Source organism: Bacillota bacterium (assembly GCA_033549065.1).
GTDB lineage: Bacteria > Bacillota > Dethiobacteria > DTU022 > DTU022 > JAWSUE01.
Genome location: JAWSUE010000010.1, coordinates 113,112 through 133,568, shown reverse-complemented (window position 1 = coordinate 133,568; position 20,457 = coordinate 113,112). Strand labels below are relative to the sequence as shown.

The following is a 20,457-nucleotide window of genomic DNA, read 5'->3' as shown; positions in this document are numbered from 1 at the left end:
CCTCATCTGCCTTTTCAGCAGCAAGTTGAACAGTAGAACTCTCAATAACCTTTCTCACCTCAAGCACATGCAGGATCGAATCTTTATCCAATAAGTTCAATGAAGCCAGTAAATTATCCATGTAAGAATAATCCTGGACTTTCTTTACAAATGTACCCTGACCATGAAGAATATCGATCACTCCCATGGAAGCGAGTTTGGAAAAGGCTTCCCTGACAGTTGATCTGCTTACTCCCAATTTTACGGCCAGTTCATCCTGAGAATCCAGTCTTTCTCCGGGTTTCAATTCCCCATCCCTGATTTTGCCCAAAATGATTTCAATTACCTGGTCATTGAGAGTTTTTCTGTTTAACAACATTTTAACTCCTCCAAACAACGGCTATATAGCATAAGGTACTAAAAGACTATGGTGAATAAGTCAACTCCACCAGTATTTATGATCCTTTTTTAAACACCGTCTTCTATACTAAGCTAATTTATAAAGTTTAGGGTAAAAATCCTCCCTCATACGGCTTTTCAATATTGGGGTAGCGGTAAAGATATTCATTAACTATTTCTTCTTCACTCTTACCGATAAAGTCAATAAACCCGATGTACCATCCGGGACAACCGGGTAAAAATATTCCTTTATCTTTATGTTCAGCAGCACAGTCCCCGACTATAAAAGCATAGGCAGAAGGCGGGTTATGGTAAATTTTTTCAGGTACATTCGTGCGGGGTCCCATGACAAATGTCAGGCGATCCACTGTTTCAAGTTTTTTCAACCGTTCAGGATCAGCCAGCCAGGGGTCCAGACCAGTTCTGGTTAAGGCCATACAGCCTGTACAGGCCGAACCGTAATAGGCTTCAATCTTGGGATGTAAACCGCTCATATCGATACTACCCCGACGAAAATATCTTTTAACCTCTTCAATGCTTTTACCAATAACCTCTATATTCTCCAGGCGCCCTTCTCCCAGACCATACATTGTAGCGGCACGGACCATATTGATGTCGTGCATCGGTTCGAAACCCATCACTGCTGAAGCAACAGAATCAACCGCAACTGGATCTTTGCCGGCGATAACCAGATTAAGATCTTTGATTACATCATCCGGAAAGGGCGAAAATGGTCCCTGGCCCTGCATAGCCCAGAGACCGTCGATTATACTTAAATCTGGTTTGATAACTCTCAGCAAATCAACCATTTTTATGTCTACATCGGCACGATGACACTTCAATATATCACTCCAGGGAAGCATCCCCTGGCTGAGCTTCATTGTGAGGCTCACAGATGTGATCTTATGTGCTTTTAGCTTTGGAATGTAAATCAGTGTATCGGCTTCCAACAAGCACTTAGGGATGTGGATCACATCTTTGGTCAGGGCCATGGCTTTCGGAATTCGCACCTGCACTCGTGCTTCATTTTCGAGGTTGATAACATCATCGGCACCGGCATTCAGTGCAGCGTCTTTTAATCCGGTAGCACAAAAAGATTGTTCTGTGCAGCGAGCAGCGCCAGTTCGATCCATTACCTTAATATAACGAGGCTTTGCCTCATCTCTGATCAGGCGGATAACCGATTGAAGCACGCGGGGATCTGTTGTTGCTGCTCGATCGGCAGCAGCTTCACCGGTACTGTTGACCTTCAAAAGCACCCTGTCTCCCGGTTGGACAACAGAACTTATCCCCCCAATTAAGTCTATACTTTCCTTAACCAGGTTGTATACTGCATCAAGATCCGCTTCATTATAGCTGCATGGAGTACCACTTACATTTTGCCCGTGGACGATTGAAACCTTTGGTTTGGTCTTCATCTGATAAACTCCTTTACTTTAATCTGCCGGCAATTCCCGGGATTAAGTAATCTAATTATTTACTTAACAAGATCTCCATAAATGACTGGTCGGCGCCACTGTTTTAAAAGACCCGGCTTGGTCCGATATTGCAGAGGAAGAGAATATTGATCTGTCGCTTCCCGCATCTCCCTGATCCGCTGAAGGTCTATATCAACTGTCAGAACTCCTTCAGTTTTTATCTCGCCGATGATATTTTCCGGACTTGCCACCATACATAATCCTTCTTCAGCTCCCAATATATTCTGGCAGGTGGCTGTATACATCAGATTTTCTATTGCCCGGGCATGGATCAGGGTTCGCCAGGTATCCAAGAGTTCGGCTTTATAGATTCCGGCAGGTAAAAAGGTGATTTCAGCTCCTTTTATAGCGAGAATTCTGCTGAGTTCAGGCACGTAAACCTCACTGCAGATCAGCATGCCGATTACACCCAGGTCGGTTTCAAAAACAGGCAGATCTTCTGCTTCAAGATATTCCAGATCCCAGAACCTGCTCTTCCGATAAATCCAGGGACCGAGTGGAGATGTGCGCATATATTTACCGACAGTATTACCATCAGGACCAAGCATAACCTGCACAATCCTGTGCCTACCGGGATGTCCTTCGGCTTCTTCAGCTGTACCGTAAATGAGATATATACTTTTCTGCTTTGCTATTCTAGCCAGATCATCATGGGGAGAAAAGTCAAGAGGCTTCTTCCAGGGACCGGGATATGATTCGGGAAAACAGATTAACTGTGCTCCTGTTTTTAAAGCATTATCGATATAATCATATGCTCTCTGTATATTAATCTCATAGCTATTTTCACTTTCATCAACCTTGGTTTGTACCAGCGCGACCTTAACATTCATGATATTTGCCTCCACTATATCAAATTAACCTAACCGACAGTCGGTATAACAGGAACCAAAAGATAAGGCTGTTTATCATGCCTGAAATGCAAAGCAGTCCGACCATCGAAAACACCACTTAACCGGTCTCTCGGTTCATCGTGCAGAAAAGGTCCACAGCCTCTAAGTTCATTTTTAAAGCTCGGAATTCTTATACCTGTTTTTTCGAGATATATGTAGTCTTTCCCACGAATTGAAAATCCGATACGAAAACCTTTAGGGATAACAATGCAAGTTGGCCATAGTTCTACGTCTAATTCAAAAGGCACACCGGGTTTCAGAGGCTGTTTTTCATCATGCTTATTGTAAGGGCGATAAGGCTTATTTAATTGTGGATCTAACTTTCCATGCGAAGCTCTAAGCCATCCAAGCGTAAGAGGCATGTTCGGATCTACAGCTCCTACGAAGTTTACTTCACGCAGGTCAGGCCTGAAAAGCCTCAGTACAACAAAAATATCAGCGTCTTCCGTACTTGATGATATAAATAGTTTCGATGCTACCGGACCAGTTATTTCAGTTTCTTCAGAAAATGGATCTGAAAGAAATGTCAACCCATCACCAAGAGCTTCAAATTCGATTTTTGTTTTGTCATCTGCATATTCAGTTGAAAGCTTATAACCGCGAGGGTGTAAATAATATTTACGCCATTCAGTTCTGGCCAGAGGCCATTCGTTCTCAAAGCGCTGGACGAAAGTACCATCAACCTGGCGAATTTGAAGTTGAATAGAGGGCTGCTTGTCCCATCCATTTTCCTCGCCCTTCAGGAAATAATCAAAGAATCTTTTCTGCAGATTAACCCCGTAATCTGTATAAAAATGGGTCCAGTGTTCCAAACCGTGAATTTCCAGCCACTTTTGTTTTGAAGCAGCCCGGACAAAACCCTCTACGTTGCCTCTTAAATGCAGGCCTTGTCCACCCCAGTTCCCTGATGAAAGCATGGGAACAGTAATCTTGTCCCACTGAGGGGATCTTTCACGATGATATTCATCATCTAAAGGGTGAGCAAGAATTTCATCACCAAAGGATGCACGGTTTTTTGCAAGTTCAATATCCGATAGATTCTCATCACCACAAACCAATTGTCCTGTAACCTTATTACGAAGGCCTCTTTCCCCTAAACCATATTGCACTGTTTTTACCTGCATATCATACCAGTGAGTCCAAAATGTTGAGAGCATACCACCGTGATGAGTCGCATCCCTGTACCAATCAGATGACCCTTCCCAGGGGCAAATTGCACATAGGTGAGGAGGGTTCAGTGAAGCTACCTGCCACTGGTTCATTGCATAATAGGAGATTCCGTTTAACCCAACCTTACCATTTGACCAGAGTTGGGTACCAGCCCATTCGATACATTGATAGAAGTCTTTCGTTTCCCGTTCTGAAAAGTGATCAACAAACCCTGGTGACCGACCGCAACCTCTGGAATCAACCCTGACACAAACATACCCTTCAGAAACCCACTTTTCAGGATCTACAGCTTCCCAATTTTGATATTTATTCGTTGAACCATATGGAACATCGGGATGGGCACTGATCATTTTATTCCACTGGCCCGGGTAACCTTCCTGGAAAGAAAGGCCTTTTCCATAGGGGCCGTAGGTCATAATTACCGGATATTTCCCTTCTTCAACCGGCCTGAATACATCCGCTTTTAATATTAATCCGTCATCCATCTTGATCGGAACATCCCAGTCAATTTGCATTCCATCCCGGACTTCACTCAAATAATAATCCATTGTAATCATATCCCCTTTAACCACCAAATACAGTTACAGCCAGCATAATATCGTCGCCGTCATTCAAAATCAGCTCAGGGCCTCCCAGTTGAAGCAGGGATTTACCATTAACCAGGACTAAAACACCCTCCCGAAGTTTGTCCCCGGACAGTATCTTTTCGCTGGTTCCTTCGCCGTATTCATCATTAAGACGAACAACAAGATCGTGAAATGTTGCATTATCCTCAAGTTTAAATTCAAAATGAGGAGGCAGGTTTTCGGCTATCGCTACCCGATGAATCATTACTTTCATATTTTCACCTGCGTTTCTTTCATATGGATCAATAATCTTCATAAACGAGTGCCTTGCCGGGACAGACGGCAACGCACTGGGGATTTCCATCACATAAATCACATTTTAGAAGTTTCTCTTCAACCAGCCATATAGCATCGAAAGGACAGGCCTCCACACATAACCCACAGCTGTCACAAAGGGATTCGTCAAAGAGGATCCATTCCTCACCTTTGGTCAGAGCACCGGTCGGACAGGCTTCCACGCATTTAGGTTTTTTACACTGACGACAGACGACAGGTTTATCCGACCCCGGTATTGAAGAAGGCGCTTTTATGCGGCTCATCATAGGTCTGTATACGCCAGTATGAGTCTGGGAGCAGACAAGTTCACAAATTCTGCAGTCATAACAGTTTTCCTTGATTACTTTTATTCTTTTCATTTTAGAGCCCTCCCCTGATCCTCTATGCCCAGTTTTTTCAAGGTCTCAGGCAAAGGTGTTCCCTTTGAATCCCATCCCCTCAGTGCATAATACTCATCGATCATAAAATCGAGATCGGCTTTCGTAAAACGCTGTCCCGGGTTTGGGCCATCGGATAGGGTTTCTTCCAATATCCTGGCCGGCAGAGTATCATCATCCCGGGTGAATCCTTCCCTGTTGTTGAACATGCGGATCATCGTTTCACCACGTTCTGTCATCTGCTGCAGGTCTTCCCGGGTGGTTTCCATACCGCAGGCATAGGTTACATACTCGGCGTAATCTGCCATATTGAGCGGTATAAATTTAGCGGGGAAATCGCATACCAGCAGGCTGTGCAGGATACCATTTTCATTATAGAGATCTCTGACGATTTCCGCTTTGCCTTCCGTGGTAAAGGGAGGGTATCCTCCGAGCACTTCTTTGGCAGGTGGCCAGGCCCGGCGGTGACAGGCGCCGCGGGGGGATACAGCATAAGAAAGACATGCTCCGAAGGCAGCTCTAGGTTCATACCCCGGGAACTCCATACCTTTCACATGCATGGCAAATACACTGCTGCCTTTACCGACAACTTCAGCAAGGCGCAGAGTACCTTCAGCCATTTTATCACCGAAGCCCCGCCTGTAAGCAATCATCTCGATCAATTCCATAACTGCTGCATCATTACCGAAAGCGGGATTTTTGACACCAATTTCGTCTTCACTGAGAAGATCTCTCTGGTAACACTCCATAACGAAAGCGATAACAACACCGGCAGAGATGGTATCGATGCCCAACCTGTCACAAAGTATATTAGCCCTGATTATCGGAGGCAGGGTGGCGATACCCAGGTTTGATCCCAAAATACTCAGTGTTTCATATTCAGGTCCTTCGACTTCATCACCTTCATAGGGGCCCTCCTCTATAACCTTGGTTATTTTCGAACAGGCAACCATGCATCCCCAGCAAGCCCGTGTTTTAATCGTTGATTTTTCAACGCCTAAACCATCGATCTGATCAACAGCCTCCGGAAAAGTACATTTCTGAAAATTATTGACCGGCAGCATTCCTGCCTTGTTTGTGATTGTCAGGGTTAGGGGAGTACCAAATCTCTTTCTGGCAACGCCCACATCACTTGAGAGCAGCTTTGATAGGTCTTCTTCATATTTCTTTTGCAGCTTTTTCCCGTCATGGGGGATTACATCACCGGTACCAAAAACTGCTATGCCTTTCAGGTTTTTATAACCCATGACAGCTCCACCGCCGCCCCTGCCTGCCTGCCGGTAGTGATCACTGTTAATACTGGCTATTCTAACCATCTTCTCTCCGGCAGGGCCGATGACCATCACACCGGCCTGATCTTCTGTTTCCTCTTTGATCAGATCCTCTGATTCGATCGTATCTTTACCCCAGAGATGACCGGCATCTCTTATTTCAACCTGATCGTCTTTAATCCAGATATAAACCGGTTTTTCAGCTTTTCCACTGATCAGCAAACCATCATAACCGGCAAAACGGATCTGTGCCGATATCAAACCACTGGCATAGGAATCAAGAAAAGCTCCGGTCAACGGTGATTTGGTTACAACCACATACTTCCCCGCATTCGGCACGATGGTTCCGGTTACAGGACCGGTTAAAACAAAAAGCTTATTATCCGGTGAAAGGGGTTCTACTCCTTTCATTAGTTCATCATAAAGCAGTTTTGCGCCCAGAGACCTGCCCCCAAAGAACAGCTTCTGAACTTTATCATCAATATCGCGCACCCTGGTCTGGCCGCTGGATAAATTAATTTCCAACAATTTGCCTTTTAAGCAGTCCACATTTATCACCTCTTAGTTTTCACAAATCTCAATCAGTTTCAAATCAATCCCGAAACAAGTTTTCTGCATTGCTACCGAGAACTTTCTTTTCTGTATCACTATCAAGATTTAAACTTTTTACGCTTCTTACAGGATCAGGATCGGCCATATCAAAGGGGTAATCGCTACCCAACATTATCTTATCAGCTGAATGCGTATCAATCAGCGCTTTAAGGGCAGGTCCCCAGTGCGTTATTGTTCGGAACTGTAGCCATCGCCTTCAGTCTTTCAGGTTTTTGTTGGACCATCCTGTATACGCTGTCATTGCATATTTTTGCGATTTCAAGAGCAAGAGAGTTTTCCGCCCAGTAATAATACAGCGTGGGTGCTATTGATAAAATATCCAGATCAATGTTCCTAGCGTCCATATCACGAAGACGTGCCTCAAGATCATAAAAACCGGGATAGAGAGGATAGGAATATCCCTGATCATGATAAATAATCTCTTCCCCAAGGTCGTTCTTTTCAATTCTGGCCTGGTACTTCACCGGATCCTTTTTGACCAGGTCTATAAATTCCTGCGGTAAATAGTGAGTGTGAATGTCAATATTCATGTTTATTTTCCTCCTACTTGATCTATTAGAGCCAATAGTATTAGTGCGCGCACCAACCACCATCAACAAGCAGTGTTTCCCCGGTTACAAAATCTGAGGCTGGACTGGCCAGGAAAATGGCCGGACCGACAATATCGATCGGCTTGGCTACCCTGTTTATCGGCAGTTTTTCCATTAATTTTTTATAGAATTCTTTATCAGAAAAGAGGTGATCACGCGCTTCTGTCCAAACCGGACCGGGAGCAATTGCGTTAACATTGATGCCCTTTCCGGACCATTCAATAGCCAGAGTCTTTGTCAGGTTGGAAACAGCGGCCTTGCTGGAAGCATAGGCTGTGCGGCCCCAAAAACCGACTATTCCAAAGGATGAACTCATATTAATAATTCTTCCGCTGCCTTTTTCCAGCATATATTTGCCGACTGCTTTACAGCAGAAGAATAGAGCTTTCAAGTTTACATCGAGAACAAAATCCCAATCTTCTTCGGTCATTTCTTCAGCAGCCTTGTGAACATTTACCCCTGCAATATTTGCGAGTATATCTATCTTTCCAAACTTTGCATATGCATCTGCAGCCATCTTTTCAATTTCTTCAACTGAATTAAGATTCACTTTTAAGGCCAGACACTTCTTACCAAGATCTTCAATTTCTTTTTTTACAGCTTCCAGTTTTTCAAGGTTTAGATCTACTAAGCAGAGATCAGCACCGGACCTGGCAAAACCCAAGGCCATTTCCTTGCCTATCCCCTGTGCGGCACCGGTAACCAAAGCTACCTTTCCTTCTAAAGAGAACATTTCCTTCATAGCATTCAACTCCTACCTATTAATATTTAGGCCCATCAGTATGACATCGATCAAATTATAGACACATTTTCCTTATCTATGGCTGACTACTTTAAAAGTGCAGGAAATAATTTGTTTAAATATTTAGTCATCAGACGTCATATGATACTATGACTATATTATTTCGCTAACAATTTTTCAAGTCCTTTTTAAAATATAAATATCTTTCAGGAGTGATGGAAAGTGAGAAGGGCTGCTCTTCCGACAGCCCTTCCAATAGTTGCATATTTATTAGCAGGTAGAATCTGTGCATTTTTGAAATTCGCCGACGAATGGGACTATAACTTCGAGCCAGCCGTCGATCACTTTCTGGCCTTTTTCCGGAGTAGCTGCCATCGGATTGCCCAGCGAACCGGAAGTAGTTTCTTCATTTGAAAACCTGAAGATTGAGAAGCTTGTATCACGGTACTTAAGCTTATGAAGACCGGCAAATGGCGTGTCGGGAATCGGTGTCCGCGGATATTCAGTCTCCGCTTTATCCATTTTAACCAGTTCAGGAGCAATAGCCATAATAACCGATGTCATAATCTCACCGGCATGGGTGAAGTTTTTCTCTTCAAATTCAATATTCTTGTTCTGTACTATCTCGGCGCTTATATGCCACAGGTTGACTGAACCTACCAGGATTCCCTTTTCCCTCAACTCGAGTCCGACTGATGCGATGACATCATCGTTGATAACATGCGGGCTGAAGAATAAAATTCTTTTAAAACCATTAAGCACCAGACTATTGCAGTAATCACGCAAATATTCCAACAGCGTTGTCTTTGATAAGCTGATTATTCCCGGGAAATACTTGTGCCACTCGCTAGTACCCACGTTGATAAGAGGCGCTAAAACAGTATTAGTTTTCTCCGCAACCTTTTCAGCAACATACTGGGCAGCCAGGCTATCGACAACCAGGGGCAGGTGAGGCCCCTGCATCTCAATTGCTCCGATAGGTACTAAAACAGTATCAGTTTCTTTGACTGCATCGGCCATTTCCAGCCAGGTCATATTTTCCATTTTTCTTAACATAAATATATCCTTCCTTTCTTTGAGTTACTAAAACTCATTTGCAATCTTAATCGCCAGTAAGGCATCAACCAACTCTCTTGAAAAATCGGGATCATTTACATGCATATTCTTTACTTCCACCCTGACCAGCTCATTGGATAAATTTTCCTGAAGCGAATTAACAAAAGCCCGGTTTGCTTCCGGCCAGTACCAGTCTCCACGGACATTCCCATCAAGATCTGTGCCCTTGATGCCGCCCTGGCGATCATACTTGGAAAATCCTTTTTCCGGAATTAACACTTTTACCGGAGCTACGGCTCTGTTCAATCTTTCGGCCATTACCCTGCCCAGAAGAGCATTTTCATCGGGATCGGTTCTCATCAGTGTATTAACGATATTATGCCTGATGAAAAGCCTGCCGTGATATTTTTCAGGTATCTGGAGCCCCCAGAAGTTAACAAAATCGACCGCTCCGGTTGATACAACAAGGGGCAGTCCTTTTTTCACGGCCGCTTCCAGCCGGTTGGAACCAGCATCAAAAACTCCCCCAAGCAGATTGTTCAACAGCTCATTAGTCGTTATGTCGAGAATGCCCCAAAAAGCATCCCGTGAAGTCATCTTCTCCAAAGTGGCTCCACCGGGGCCATTACTGTGCAACAGCAGGTACGGATAGTCTTTTTCACTCAACAGCTCCATGCACTGATGAACACATTGATCTGTTACCCCTAACACAGTCAAGCCGACCATTTGAGGCAGATCCGGTTTAACAGCGGCATCAACCATCCCTTTAAGGGCTGCGGTTGCAGTCTTGATCATTACTTCAAGGACTGGATTAAGGACTGCGTCACCGATTGTATTGAAGAGGACTATATCGGTATGGCTGATCAGACGCCTGGAATCAACGGCTGCCATAACCGAGATGATCGCCTTCGGAAATCCAAAAGGCAGGTTCTCCATCACTGAAGCAGCAAGCAGTGTTCCATTAGCACCCCCGATGCCGATACAGCCATGGATCTTATTCTCTTCAATCAGCTCAGAGAGTATCCGAGAGGCCCCCAGTGACATGTGAGGAGCAACCTTGAAAAGGGGCTTGCCAAAAACATCTTCAATGTTTACTCCTGCCTTATTGGCCACTATTTCCTGGGAGTAATCGGTTTTACTCTCCGAGTCTTCATATTCCAGACAGCTCAGGTCAATCAAAATCGTTTCCAGTTTATTCTTCAGTAAACTCTGCCTGATGTATTCAAGCTCTTTTCTTTTTGTATTGAATGCACCGATTAAGGCAACGCATTTTGCCATTACATTCTACCCTCACAATGTTACCGATTTATATTCGCGAACCACTTCCAGGAGGCTTTTCTCAACCGGAAGTCTCTCAACACTGGAACCACCCATAAAACCATCGAGTCCCTTTACCCGGGAGAGAACATATTTAAAATCATCGAGATAAGCGATGGGACCACCATGACACATGGTAATAACTTCGGGATCTATTGCCCTGGCCGCGTCGATAATTTTCTGGGTGCGCTCTACAGATTCATCAAGTGTTAAAGTATAATCCGAGCCAATAGTTCCCCCGAGAGAATTGCCCATGTGGGCGATGATCAAATTGGCTCCTGCTTTTACCATCTTCTCTGTTTCTTCTTCGTTAGTTACAAATACTTCACAGAATAGGTCCCGTTCACGGGCCAGCCGGACCATTTCTACTTCACGATCAAATTTGATGCCGGTCTCTTCCAGAACCTGCCTGAAGACCCCGTCAATCAGGGCAAGCGTGGGGCAGTTGTGAATCCCCGAAAAACCAACCGCTTTCACCTGATCCAGCAAATAACCGAGGTCACGGGTTACATCACACCCAAGAAGACCGGCAATGACCGGGGTTTCTTTGACAACTGGAATTACTTCGCGTTCTCCCAACTCCAGAGCTACCGCATTCGCATCTCCTATGGAAAGATAACCAAGCATAGAACTATGTCCGGCCATCCGGTAGCGAGCCATAATATATGTTGCAATCAAATCAACTCCGCCGAGCTCGCACATTTTCGCTACTATGCCGTTGCCTACACCAACCAGGAGAATCGATCTTTTGTTTGCTATTTCATTTTTCAAGCGGGCAACAACCTCATCACAAGTGTACCTTTTACCCATAACCCGAACTCTCCTCTCTGAACCGTGTTTATTTTTTTAGCCGTCCTTACCGGCAATTTCCTGATGTTATCGGATTCAATTTATAAATCTATAGCAAGCAATCCCCTGCCAAGGTAGCCTTCGCCTTTCAACCTCTCCAGCGCTGCATTTGCATCTTCCAACGCAAAGTAGCTGTCTACCTGCGGCTTTACCTTACCTTCGCTGACCAACCTGATTGCTTCCAGCATACTCTTCCTGTCCATTGCTCTCGAACCGGTAATAGTTCTCTCGCCCATAGCTATATCCATGGAGGGAACCTCAAAAACAGTACCGGGAGCATAACCGAGGAAGATCATCGTTCCACCCATTCTCAGGCATTTCAACCCAAGTTCACTGACCTTTGGGATGCCTACATACTCACCGACAACATCCACACCATAACCGTTTGTCAGTGATTTGCAAAATGCGACAAGATCTTCTTCGGCGGTGTTGCAGGTATAATCTGCGCCCAATTCTTTGGCCCTCTGCAGTTTTTTATTATCCACATCTGCAGCAATTACAGTGGCTCCATATGCTTTTGCCACCTGGACACCGTGTATTCCCAGGCCACCTATGCCGAGAACCAGCACTATTTCACCTTCCTGAAGATGATACCTGTCAGCAAAGGCCCGGACAGAAGTGGCAATAGCATCCGGTATAAGCGCCGCTTCGGGGTAGGTCATAGTGTCGGGTACTTTTACCGCTTTTTCTTCTTTGACTACCATGTATTCGGCAAAGCCACCGTTAACTTCAAAACCATACCGTTTTATTGATTCCATGCAAATGGTATTTCTTCCGGCGAGACAATTTTTGCACTGACCACAGGTTACATAAAGATCCACCGTTACCCTGTCGCCCACTTTCAAATCTTTTACTTCGGCCCCAATCTCGATTACATCACCGGTTGATTCATGCCCGGGTATCAGGGGCAGGGGAACAGTGTCAATTTTGCCGCTGATAATTTTTAAATCTGTTCCGCAAATACTGCAAGCACGCACCTTGATCAGCACTTCATCAGCGGCAGGCTTCGGTATATCTAACTCTCTCAATTTTAAAGGCTGGTTAAACTCTTCCAGTACCATCGCTTTCATCGATAATATCATCCTCCTGTAAGTAAGAATTTAATGCTAGGGTATTAACGGGCATTGATTCTCATCTTTCTCAACCCCGGGGTAACGTTTCAGATACCAATCGACCAGTTCTTCTTCAGTCTTTCCGATAAAGTCCATCTGAGCGATACTCCAGGAAGTACAACCCGGTAAAAATATGCCTTTATTCTTGTGCTCACAGGCACAGTCGCCAATAACAAATGTGTATGAATGAGGAGGATTGTGTGGAATGTTATCGGGGACTGTAGTCCGCGGCCCTATGATAAATGTGAGCTGTTCAAGCTGCTCTAGCTGCTTGAGGTTTTCAGGAATGGCCAACCATGAGTCAAGACTAGTCCTGGTCAAATGTATGCAACCCTTACAGGCGCTTCCGTAATAAGCTTTAACCTTGGGATGAATCCCGGCCAGGTCAATATTACCTCGCCTGAAGTTACGTTTAACCTTCTCTATTGGAGTGCCCAATACTTCAATTTTTTCAAGGCTACCTTCACCCAGACCGAGCATGGATGCGGTTCTGATCATAGGTATCTCGTGAAGGGGTTCAAACCCCATAATAGTAGAGGCAACTGTATCAACTGCAACCGAATCAGTTCCGGCAATTATTACATTAAAATCTTTGATTAAATCGTCCGGAAATGGCGATACCGGACCCTGACCCTGCGTAGGCCAAAGGGCATCCATGATAATAAGATCGGGCTTGATAAGCTGCAGGAGATCGGCCATTTTCTGATCAATATCGGTCCGGTGGTTGCGGTGAATATCGCTCCAGGCCAGTAAACCCTGGCTTAACTTCATGGACAGCGATACCTGGGTAAGCTTATGAACTTTCATTTTGGGAATGTAAATAATCCTGTCGGCTTCAAGTAGGCACCGGGGAAGCATAACCGGTTCAAAAAGAACTTCAGGTTTAGGTACCTGAACTGAAACCCGTTCAACATGCTGCAGATTGATAATTTCATCAACACCTGCCCGTTCAGCAGCAGCTTTTAAACCGGAAACCTCGAGAGATTTTGAAGTGTCCCCATAGGAAGCAGATCTTTCAATTACCTTAACAGATTCCGCCTTTGTTTCCTCTTTGATCAACTTGATAACAGCCTCAAGAACTCGTGGATCTGTATCATATCCCTTGTCTGCAGGAGTAGGAACACCGGCATTGATCTTAACTACAACTTTATCGCCCGGCTTTATTATAGAATCTATGCCACCAAGTATATCTACCGATTCTCTGACCATTTCATAGACAACAGCAAGTTCTTCATTTGTATAGCTGCCAGGTGTACCGGGGATAGATTCTCGATGGGTAATCACTACCCGGGGGTTATTCGATGAAGGCATATATACAATAATCCCTCCTTACCATTATTTCCTTTACCACAATTAAGATAGATCGGTTAAGCAAGGGAAAAAACTAAAGAAATATTCCACACTCCCGAAGGGAGTGAGGAATATTTCGAAAGTAGTTCTGTTTACCGAACTGGCCTCATTTTTAGTATAGGCCCGGCAATCCGCAAACGATCAGGTCTTTCATCGGGAAGCGGTAGAAGATTTCAAAGCCGTCATCGGTTACAACACCGCAGTGTTCCAGTTTAACACCGTCTTTTGCCCATCTGTCTCCCAGCCAGGTAAATACTGCAACTTCGTTGGCAAATGTCATGTTCTTCTCAATTTTGCCACCCGGGAAGTCCCCGAAAATCCAGCCTGAACCTGCTATGGTTGCGCCCGGATCACCTGAACGCAGCCCTATGGGATGTCCGCCTGAACCAAAGAAATAACGTCCCGGTTCCGGCCATTTTGGTTCTCTACCCCAGAGTCCCGGTGCATCGCCTTTTTTAAGCCATTCTTTCTGAACATCGGCTGTTGTGATACCCGGCTTCATGCAGGACGACATGGCCATCAAGCCTTCGTAGGCGATATCATAAACTTCTTTCTGGAATTCAGTCGGTTTGTCACCAACCAGGTATGTACGGTAAAAACAGGTCCGGTAGCCGTTAAAGCTGACACCATTTATGTCAAGAACCACAAAATCACCAGGCCTTACTCTTCTGTCAGTAGGCATGTTCGGCAATCCGTATCCGGAACGTTCACCGGAACAAACGACAAAGCTGGGGCCTTCAAGTTCTTCTGCTCCATGCTTGAAACATCCATTGGCCGCAATACCGGCTATCTCCAGCTCAGTCATTCCCGGACGCAACGCCTGGGCTACTTCCCAGTGAGCAGCTTCGGTAATCGCACCCGCCATGCGCAGACAGTGAATTTCATCCTCAGTTTTTACCCTGATGGCATCAACCATACAGTTATTTCCATCTACAACATTTAAGCCGTTTCTTCTCAAAACATCGAGTAGGTGTGCGCTCGCAACATCGATACCGACCGGCATATCAAGCAAATCATGCTTTTTAAGCAGTGCTTTTATTTCTGCAGCGTTCTCTTCAAAGGATTTTTCCATGAATTCGGGGGTGTCGGGTAACCCGTTGCAAAGCTGGTAAGGTTTTGATGATTTTAAAACCATTTTACCTTCAAACCAGGGCATCCTTAAGCTTTCCCAACCGTGTTCATATTTATCAACGTTGACATATGGAAATCCCTGTCCCTGAACCAATAATACGTAAGTACCTAACCTGCGCCTCGCATATTGATGGTAAGAATAGTAACCTAAATAACGGTGATAATCATAGTCATAAAGGATTAACGCCCCGAGACCATGTTTTTTTAAAGCCTGCTGAGCCCGCTCTACTCTTTCAATACGCATTCTTTCAGGATTATAAGGGCGATGCTCATAATCAACAGCAAACTGACCGTATTGCATACCTGTCAAACCTCCTTGTCTTATTTACTGAATTATAGCATATCAGACATTCAAAAAGCAATACAACCTACCCCTGTTTGTCAGCATTTGGAATGATTTAATAACGAACTTTTCCCGTTATTTGCCAAATTACTTGTCCTGGATTAATCTGTTTTTTTATACTTTTTTAGGTATGGGAGTGAGATGAAATGTACCTGGGTTACATCCAGTCTTTTTCTTTAATTTCCAGCTCTTTAACTATCGTATCATCCGGTAGAAGCTGTACCGCATCATAAGGGCAAATTTCCTTGCAACCACTGCATAACATACACAAAGCAGGATTAATCTCAGGTAATCCCTCATCCCTGCTTAGAGCTTTAAATAGACAGTTATCGACACATATTGTACAACCTGCCTGACATTTTTCAGGATCAAAAACCGGCCGCATGGCAACCCGGACCCGGTAGAATTCGATTGAAGTCCTGCCCGAGCCTACCCCGGCTTTATAGCTGTAAGACAATTCAGGCGGTGTGGGACGATGGTATTCCTGTATAGTAGGGGCCTCACCAATAATCTCAATGTTCTCCAGGAAAGTTTCCCCCAAACTTAAATCCCTGGCCTGGGATAAAGTGGGCACTTCTTCTACGGTAAATCCAACAATTTTAGCAGCAACTGTATCGAGCGCTACTGCATCATCTGAGGCAATTACTTTTTTTACCCACCTAGTTTCAGGAGAAGCCGGGCCGTAACCTTCCATAGCCAAAACGGCATCCATGACAACCAGATCAGGGGGTCGCAAACGGAACATTTCAGTTACGATCGAGGCAAAAGCTTCCGGTGTTTTTGAGTAATAATGGTACCAGGATTTTTGAGCTCCCGTGAGCAGTCCAAAATTATTTTTCATTCCCCCGCTCAGCAGGGTTAATCCATGGGTTTTCAATTTTGGGAGCGAAATATAAAAATCGGCATCAAGGATATCCTTCAATACCGCCACTTTTCGTTTGAGAGGTCTTCCCAATTCTACCAGTTCAAGATTCTGATTAAAGTTTTTATAATAGGGACCGGCAGCTTCTTTCAGCCTGGCCCTGGTGAAAACATCATCAGAATTACCGTACGACTCGGTTCCCACAGAATCACCGACAACAATTGACGATGGCCCGAGAGTTTCCAGGTGACTGATTACTGCTTTAACAAAATTATAGTTGGTTGTAAAGGCATCTTTGTCCGGGTCGCCTGCTTTGATCGCGTTTACCTTAACGGCAACCTTTTTCCCACGCAGATTCGAAGGGAATTGGGCAAATACTTCCCTTACAGCTTCAATGCAGTTTTCATAATTACTGTCAACAATAAGAACCTTTTTCATCTATAAACTCTCCCACCGGGCTGATTAGTTATTTATTAACATCCATCTGATTCTTCATCCTGAAAATAATTCAAAGCCAACTCATCAATATCTGATGAATCCTGAATCTTTTCAAAAAGATTTTCCGGATCGGGAAATTTTTTTCCCTGCTGGATATATAGTTGTGGAGCATTTCTGTTAATAAACAGCTGAAATACATCAGAACGATTATAGTGACCGGCAAAATCATGCTCCAGCTTATGTCTTACAGATAGTTCAAGATCAATATCTGCATAAAGGATACCTTCTTCATTTCCCATGGGTCCGGCTATCAATTTGCCATTGGGAGCCGCAATCATCGACCCTCCGGCATATTCAGGTTCTCTAAGTATATTTTCTTCTTCAGGGGTTAATTCCATCATTTTGATCATTCGTTCATCTACTGTAGCGCATGAACTGATCACAAATGCTTTTGTAGCCTGAGCAAAATTCAATGTAGCTATTGATACAAATTCTTTCATTGACTTCTGGAGTTTGCTCCAATGATTTGGCCATGCCGCAGCATGGATTCTGGTACCTTCGGCGCATAAAGCCATGATCATCAAAGGATTGGAGTTTTCACTGCAGAGCAGGCCGCTGACAGGACCATACTCGGTTTCAATAGTACCGAAAGTGTCACCAAACCCGCCTTTATGGACCAACCTCTCTCCAACCGTAGGCGCAAGCTTCTGATGTTTGCCCAGGTAACTTCCGTCAGGACCGATAAAAACCTGCGTGTTATACATTGTTCCAATAGTATTAGGTAATTTTTCACAAAGTCCCATTACAACATAGGCTTCAGCATCTTTGGCCGCCTGGCAGAGATCGGTAATCTGTGGGCCGGGGATTTCGACAGAATTCTTGAAGAGTTCAACACTCAGCTTGATTCCTGTAGAACTTGTGCCCGGGTGAAAATGATACCATACCGGGTGAGAAGGAATAAAACCTTCCGGAAATACTATAAATTTTGCTCCTCCCTCTCCGGCTTCCCGGATTAATTTACATGCTTTTTCCGTAGTTGCTTCCCGATCAAGAAATACCGGCACAGCCTGGACAGCCGCAACTTTTAAGGTAGGATAGGTATCTCCCATGGTAGTTCTCCTTTGATTTATTTGATCTAAATTATTTTAAATTTTTTACATGCTCTGCAACACTCGTGTATACAAATGGAGGGAATTTCGGTGGAAGGTTCAATTCAGATACTAATTTGCCGGTAATTTCATTAACACTAAGGGATGGATCATCATCCGTTATAGACTTAACATGTTTATCAATGACATCCAGATATCCCAGGGCTTGATCTATGGGATTATTTTTTCCATCCGGATCTTCATTTCTATCATATAAACCCTGAAAAGCTGTCAGCATGTATCGATAGTCGAGTTTGCCAATTTTATTAAGGGATTCTTTCAGTGCATTGAGATCTTCATAGATAGGAAGATCTCCGCTAAGAGGAATGGCATCTCCGACAATTACCAGTTTTTCCTTTGGCAGGTAGACGCTTATTGAATCCCTGGAATGGCCGGGGGTATAGATTATTTCAAGTGGCGTTCCTATGTCAATCAGATCGCCTTCTGCAAGCAGCCTGTCTACCTTTACGCCGTCTTTAACAAGGTCCCTGTATGATGGAACCGGCCTTACAGAATTTTGAGCTTCAGGGGACTCTATAAATTCCTGCCCTGCAGGGTGAGACATTAACTGCAAATGAGGATTAAGCTCTTTAAGAAGAGCATTCCCCCCCGAATGATCAAAGTGGCAGTGGGTGTTGATTAAATAATTAATATCTCCGGCTTCCACCTCTGCCTCTTTAAACATTTTTAAAAGATCATTTATGGTAGGCATTACACCACTGTCAACCAGGCAAATATCCCGGTATTTTAACAATACCGCATAAGTCATCCTGGAATTTTTAGAACCATCAGGCATGTTAATATCAAAATCAAGACGAGAAAAATATATATTATCTGTTAATCGCATCTTAAAACCCCCAAAGGCAAATTGACACTTAAGCCTGATTTATTAAAAAACATTATCGCTAAATGCCTAGACGCAGAGATGTTCATCCATACAGGCTTTGTCGGCAAGCAGTTCCTGCGGCAATCCCTTGTAGACTATAGTACCTTTCGACATAATATAGGTCACATCAGCAACTTCGGTAGCAAAAGATATATTTTGTTCTACCAGAAATATCGGATAACCCTGATTCTTGATATCATGAATCAGCTTGCCCACTTCTTCAACAATAACAGGGGCCAACCCTTCCGTAGGTTCGTCCATGATCAGCATCTTTGGATTTGTAACCAGGGCTCTGGCTATAACCAGCATCTGCTGTTCTCCACCGGACAGTTCATCTCCCCTGTTTTTCAGGCGCTCTTTTAGACGCGGGAAAAAGTCCAGTGCTTTTTCAATTGTCCAACCGGCTCCATTTTCTGAATTGCGGGCTACAACCTGCAGGTGCTCCATAACGGTAAGCGAGGGGAAGACAAATCTTCCCTGGGGAACATATCCGAGACCTCTACGGGCTATCATATCTGAAGGCTTACGGGTAATATCTTCTCCATTAAATTCAATCCTGCCCTCTTTCGGTTGAACTATACCCATAATAGTCCTTACCAAGGTAGTTTTGCCAACACCGTTCCGGCCTAAAAGGGCGATAACCTGGTTCTCTTCAACACCGATATCAACCCCATGTAAAATGTGGCTGTCACCATAATAGGTGTGAACTCCTTCAACATTAAGAATCATTGTTGTGTCGCAACCTTTCCAAGATAAATTTCTTTAACCCGCTCGTTATTCCGAACCTCTTCAACGGTTCCTTCGGCAACAACAACACCATCAGCAAGCACTGTCATATTCTCGGTTACATCATAAGCAACCTTCATGTCATGCTCGATCAGAATGATAGTCAGTTCTTTCTCTAAACCATTCAATACATCGATCAAGCGGTCGGTTTCGGCACTGGAAAGACCTGAACTGGGTTCATCCAGCGCTAATATTTCAGGCTTACTGGCCAAACCGAGAATTACTTCCATCAGGCGCTGATCGCCGTAGGAGAGATTTTTAACCAGGGTATCTTTCAGCCTCCACAGGTCAAACTGGTTTAATAAATTCTCGGCTTCTTCATAGTACTCCCGGTAACTGCTTAAAGGTTTCCACATGACGAACTTGGAAGGCTTAATACCCTGAAGACCCAAAATAACGTTCTCCAAAACACTTAAAGTAGGAAACAGGTTGGTAATCTGGAATGTCCGGGCCAATCCCAGGGGAACTCTTTTATAAGTTTTCATGTCAGTTACGTCAATACCTTTAATATATATTTTTCCACTGGTCACACTAAGCTCTCCGCTGATCATGTTAAACAGGGTGGTCTTTCCGGCACCATTAGAACCTATTATTGAGTGTCTCTCGCCGGGATAAACTTTAAGGCTCACGTCATCGACAGCAACAAGCCCCCCGAATCTCTTTGTAACATTTTCAATAACTACAATTGGTTCCAAACCTTTCTTCTCGTTAACCACTATTATCCTCTCTCCCCCTAGATAAAACCGGTATCCTCCTGCCCGGGTTATCG

General features: G+C 44.3%; 21 protein-coding genes. All 21 read right to left on the bottom strand.

Features of this window, described 5'->3' with window-relative positions; genetic code table 11:
* Positions 1 to 358 (bottom strand): GntR family transcriptional regulator (locus SCJ97_08585; protein ID MDW7740095.1); only part of this gene is annotated, 358 nt, incomplete at its 3' end.
* 127 nt (positions 359 to 485) lie between these two features.
* Positions 486 to 1,796, bottom strand: a complete 1,311-nt coding sequence (locus SCJ97_08580; GenBank protein ID MDW7740094.1) for a DUF362 domain-containing protein — start codon at positions 1,794 to 1,796, stop codon at positions 486 to 488.
* A gap of 59 nt (positions 1,797 to 1,855) precedes the next feature.
* Entirely contained in the window at positions 1,856 to 2,686 is an 831-nt protein-coding gene (locus tag SCJ97_08575; protein MDW7740093.1) for a carbon-nitrogen hydrolase family protein, read from the bottom strand.
* A 29-nt stretch (positions 2,687 to 2,715) separates the two neighbouring features.
* Positions 2,716 to 4,464: a CocE/NonD family hydrolase gene (locus tag SCJ97_08570; protein ID MDW7740092.1), complete on the bottom strand. Its 1,749-nt coding sequence runs from the start codon at positions 4,462 to 4,464 to the stop codon at positions 2,716 to 2,718.
* 16 nt (positions 4,465 to 4,480) lie between these two features.
* Positions 4,481 to 4,756: a MoaD/ThiS family protein gene (locus tag SCJ97_08565; protein ID MDW7740091.1), complete on the bottom strand. Its 276-nt coding sequence runs from the start codon at positions 4,754 to 4,756 to the stop codon at positions 4,481 to 4,483.
* 28 nt (positions 4,757 to 4,784) lie between these two features.
* On the bottom strand, positions 4,785 to 5,177 hold the full coding sequence (locus SCJ97_08560) for a 4Fe-4S dicluster domain-containing protein (protein MDW7740090.1): 393 nt from the start codon (positions 5,175 to 5,177) through the stop codon (positions 4,785 to 4,787).
* On the bottom strand, positions 5,174 to 7,015 hold the full coding sequence (locus SCJ97_08555) for an aldehyde ferredoxin oxidoreductase family protein (protein MDW7740089.1): 1,842 nt from the start codon (positions 7,013 to 7,015) through the stop codon (positions 5,174 to 5,176). Before SCJ97_08555 ends, SCJ97_08560 begins: the two co-directional genes overlap by 4 nt.
* Positions 7,016 to 7,058: 43 nt before the next feature.
* Positions 7,059 to 7,217, bottom strand: a complete 159-nt coding sequence (locus tag SCJ97_08550) for a hypothetical protein (protein MDW7740088.1) — start codon at positions 7,215 to 7,217, stop codon at positions 7,059 to 7,061.
* Between the two features lie 7 nt (positions 7,218 to 7,224).
* Entirely contained in the window at positions 7,225 to 7,608 is a 384-nt protein-coding gene (locus tag SCJ97_08545; protein MDW7740087.1) for a hypothetical protein, read from the bottom strand.
* 40 nt (positions 7,609 to 7,648) lie between these two features.
* The gene (locus tag SCJ97_08540; protein ID MDW7740086.1) at positions 7,649 to 8,410 is read right to left on the bottom strand and encodes an SDR family oxidoreductase; all 762 of its coding nucleotides are present in this window, start codon (positions 8,408 to 8,410) and stop codon (positions 7,649 to 7,651) included.
* A 270-nt stretch (positions 8,411 to 8,680) separates the two neighbouring features.
* Positions 8,681 to 9,466: a creatininase family protein gene (locus tag SCJ97_08535; GenBank protein MDW7740085.1), complete on the bottom strand. Its 786-nt coding sequence runs from the start codon at positions 9,464 to 9,466 to the stop codon at positions 8,681 to 8,683.
* A gap of 27 nt (positions 9,467 to 9,493) precedes the next feature.
* Positions 9,494 to 10,744 carry a Tm-1-like ATP-binding domain-containing protein gene (locus SCJ97_08530; GenBank protein ID MDW7740084.1) on the bottom strand — a complete coding sequence of 417 codons (1,251 nt, stop codon included), beginning with the start codon at positions 10,742 to 10,744 and terminating at the stop codon, positions 9,494 to 9,496.
* Positions 10,745 to 10,756: 12 nt separating this feature from the next.
* The gene (locus SCJ97_08525; protein ID MDW7740083.1) at positions 10,757 to 11,593 is read right to left on the bottom strand and encodes a phosphoenolpyruvate hydrolase family protein; all 837 of its coding nucleotides are present in this window, start codon (positions 11,591 to 11,593) and stop codon (positions 10,757 to 10,759) included.
* An 80-nt stretch (positions 11,594 to 11,673) separates the two neighbouring features.
* On the bottom strand, positions 11,674 to 12,702 hold the full coding sequence (locus SCJ97_08520; protein MDW7740082.1) for an alcohol dehydrogenase catalytic domain-containing protein: 1,029 nt from the start codon (positions 12,700 to 12,702) through the stop codon (positions 11,674 to 11,676).
* A gap of 36 nt (positions 12,703 to 12,738) precedes the next feature.
* Complete coding sequence (locus SCJ97_08515) at positions 12,739 to 14,055, bottom strand: DUF362 domain-containing protein (protein ID MDW7740081.1); 1,317 nt, start codon at positions 14,053 to 14,055, stop codon at positions 12,739 to 12,741.
* 151 nt (positions 14,056 to 14,206) lie between these two features.
* Positions 14,207 to 15,526 carry a Xaa-Pro peptidase family protein gene (locus SCJ97_08510; GenBank protein ID MDW7740080.1) on the bottom strand — a complete coding sequence of 440 codons (1,320 nt, stop codon included), beginning with the start codon at positions 15,524 to 15,526 and terminating at the stop codon, positions 14,207 to 14,209.
* A gap of 199 nt (positions 15,527 to 15,725) precedes the next feature.
* Positions 15,726 to 16,868, bottom strand: a complete 1,143-nt coding sequence (locus SCJ97_08505; protein ID MDW7740079.1) for a DUF362 domain-containing protein — start codon at positions 16,866 to 16,868, stop codon at positions 15,726 to 15,728.
* Positions 16,869 to 16,903: 35 nt separating this feature from the next.
* Positions 16,904 to 17,977, bottom strand: a complete 1,074-nt coding sequence (locus SCJ97_08500) for a carbon-nitrogen hydrolase family protein (protein ID MDW7740078.1) — start codon at positions 17,975 to 17,977, stop codon at positions 16,904 to 16,906.
* 31 nt (positions 17,978 to 18,008) lie between these two features.
* The gene (locus tag SCJ97_08495; protein ID MDW7740077.1) at positions 18,009 to 18,863 is read right to left on the bottom strand and encodes an MBL fold metallo-hydrolase; all 855 of its coding nucleotides are present in this window, start codon (positions 18,861 to 18,863) and stop codon (positions 18,009 to 18,011) included.
* Between the two features lie 66 nt (positions 18,864 to 18,929).
* Positions 18,930 to 19,631 carry an ABC transporter ATP-binding protein gene (locus SCJ97_08490; protein MDW7740076.1) on the bottom strand — a complete coding sequence of 234 codons (702 nt, stop codon included), beginning with the start codon at positions 19,629 to 19,631 and terminating at the stop codon, positions 18,930 to 18,932.
* The gene (locus SCJ97_08485; GenBank protein MDW7740075.1) at positions 19,628 to 20,404 is read right to left on the bottom strand and encodes an ABC transporter ATP-binding protein; all 777 of its coding nucleotides are present in this window, start codon (positions 20,402 to 20,404) and stop codon (positions 19,628 to 19,630) included. The genes SCJ97_08490 and SCJ97_08485 overlap by 4 nt, the downstream gene beginning before the upstream one ends.
* Positions 20,405 to 20,457: the final 53 nt, after the last annotated feature.

What these genes read in the sequence shown, in the direction of transcription:
- SCJ97_08580 (MDW7740094.1), bottom strand. Translation starts at nt 1,796, where the DNA reads ATGAAGACCAAACCAAAGGTTTCAATCGTCCACGGGCAAAATGTAAGT.
- SCJ97_08520 (MDW7740082.1), bottom strand. Translation starts at nt 12,702, where the DNA reads ATGAAAGCGATGGTACTGGAAGAGTTTAACCAGCCTTTAAAATTGAGA.
- SCJ97_08575 (MDW7740093.1), bottom strand. Translation starts at nt 2,686, where the DNA reads ATGAATGTTAAGGTCGCGCTGGTACAAACCAAGGTTGATGAAAGTGAA.
- SCJ97_08495 (MDW7740077.1), bottom strand. Translation starts at nt 18,863, where the DNA reads ATGCGATTAACAGATAATATATATTTTTCTCGTCTTGATTTTGATATT.
- SCJ97_08525 (MDW7740083.1), bottom strand. Translation starts at nt 11,593, where the DNA reads ATGGGTAAAAGGTACACTTGTGATGAGGTTGTTGCCCGCTTGAAAAAT.
- SCJ97_08500 (MDW7740078.1), bottom strand. Translation starts at nt 17,977, where the DNA reads ATGGGAGATACCTATCCTACCTTAAAAGTTGCGGCTGTCCAGGCTGTG.
- SCJ97_08535 (MDW7740085.1), bottom strand. Translation starts at nt 9,466, where the DNA reads ATGTTAAGAAAAATGGAAAATATGACCTGGCTGGAAATGGCCGATGCA.
- SCJ97_08565 (MDW7740091.1), bottom strand. Translation starts at nt 4,756, where the DNA reads ATGAAAGTAATGATTCATCGGGTAGCGATAGCCGAAAACCTGCCTCCT.
- SCJ97_08505 (MDW7740079.1), bottom strand. Translation starts at nt 16,868, where the DNA reads ATGAAAAAGGTTCTTATTGTTGACAGTAATTATGAAAACTGCATTGAA.
- SCJ97_08540 (MDW7740086.1), bottom strand. Translation starts at nt 8,410, where the DNA reads ATGAAGGAAATGTTCTCTTTAGAAGGAAAGGTAGCTTTGGTTACCGGT.
- SCJ97_08530 (MDW7740084.1), bottom strand. Translation starts at nt 10,744, where the DNA reads ATGGCAAAATGCGTTGCCTTAATCGGTGCATTCAATACAAAAAGAAAA.
- SCJ97_08515 (MDW7740081.1), bottom strand. Translation starts at nt 14,055, where the DNA reads ATGCCTTCATCGAATAACCCCCGGGTAGTGATTACCCATCGAGAATCT.
- SCJ97_08570 (MDW7740092.1), bottom strand. Translation starts at nt 4,464, where the DNA reads ATGGATTATTATTTGAGTGAAGTCCGGGATGGAATGCAAATTGACTGG.
- SCJ97_08560 (MDW7740090.1), bottom strand. Translation starts at nt 5,177, where the DNA reads ATGAAAAGAATAAAAGTAATCAAGGAAAACTGTTATGACTGCAGAATT.
- SCJ97_08510 (MDW7740080.1), bottom strand. Translation starts at nt 15,526, where the DNA reads ATGCAATACGGTCAGTTTGCTGTTGATTATGAGCATCGCCCTTATAAT.
- SCJ97_08545 (MDW7740087.1), bottom strand. Translation starts at nt 7,608, where the DNA reads ATGAATATTGACATTCACACTCACTATTTACCGCAGGAATTTATAGAC.
- SCJ97_08490 (MDW7740076.1), bottom strand. Translation starts at nt 19,631, where the DNA reads ATGATTCTTAATGTTGAAGGAGTTCACACCTATTATGGTGACAGCCAC.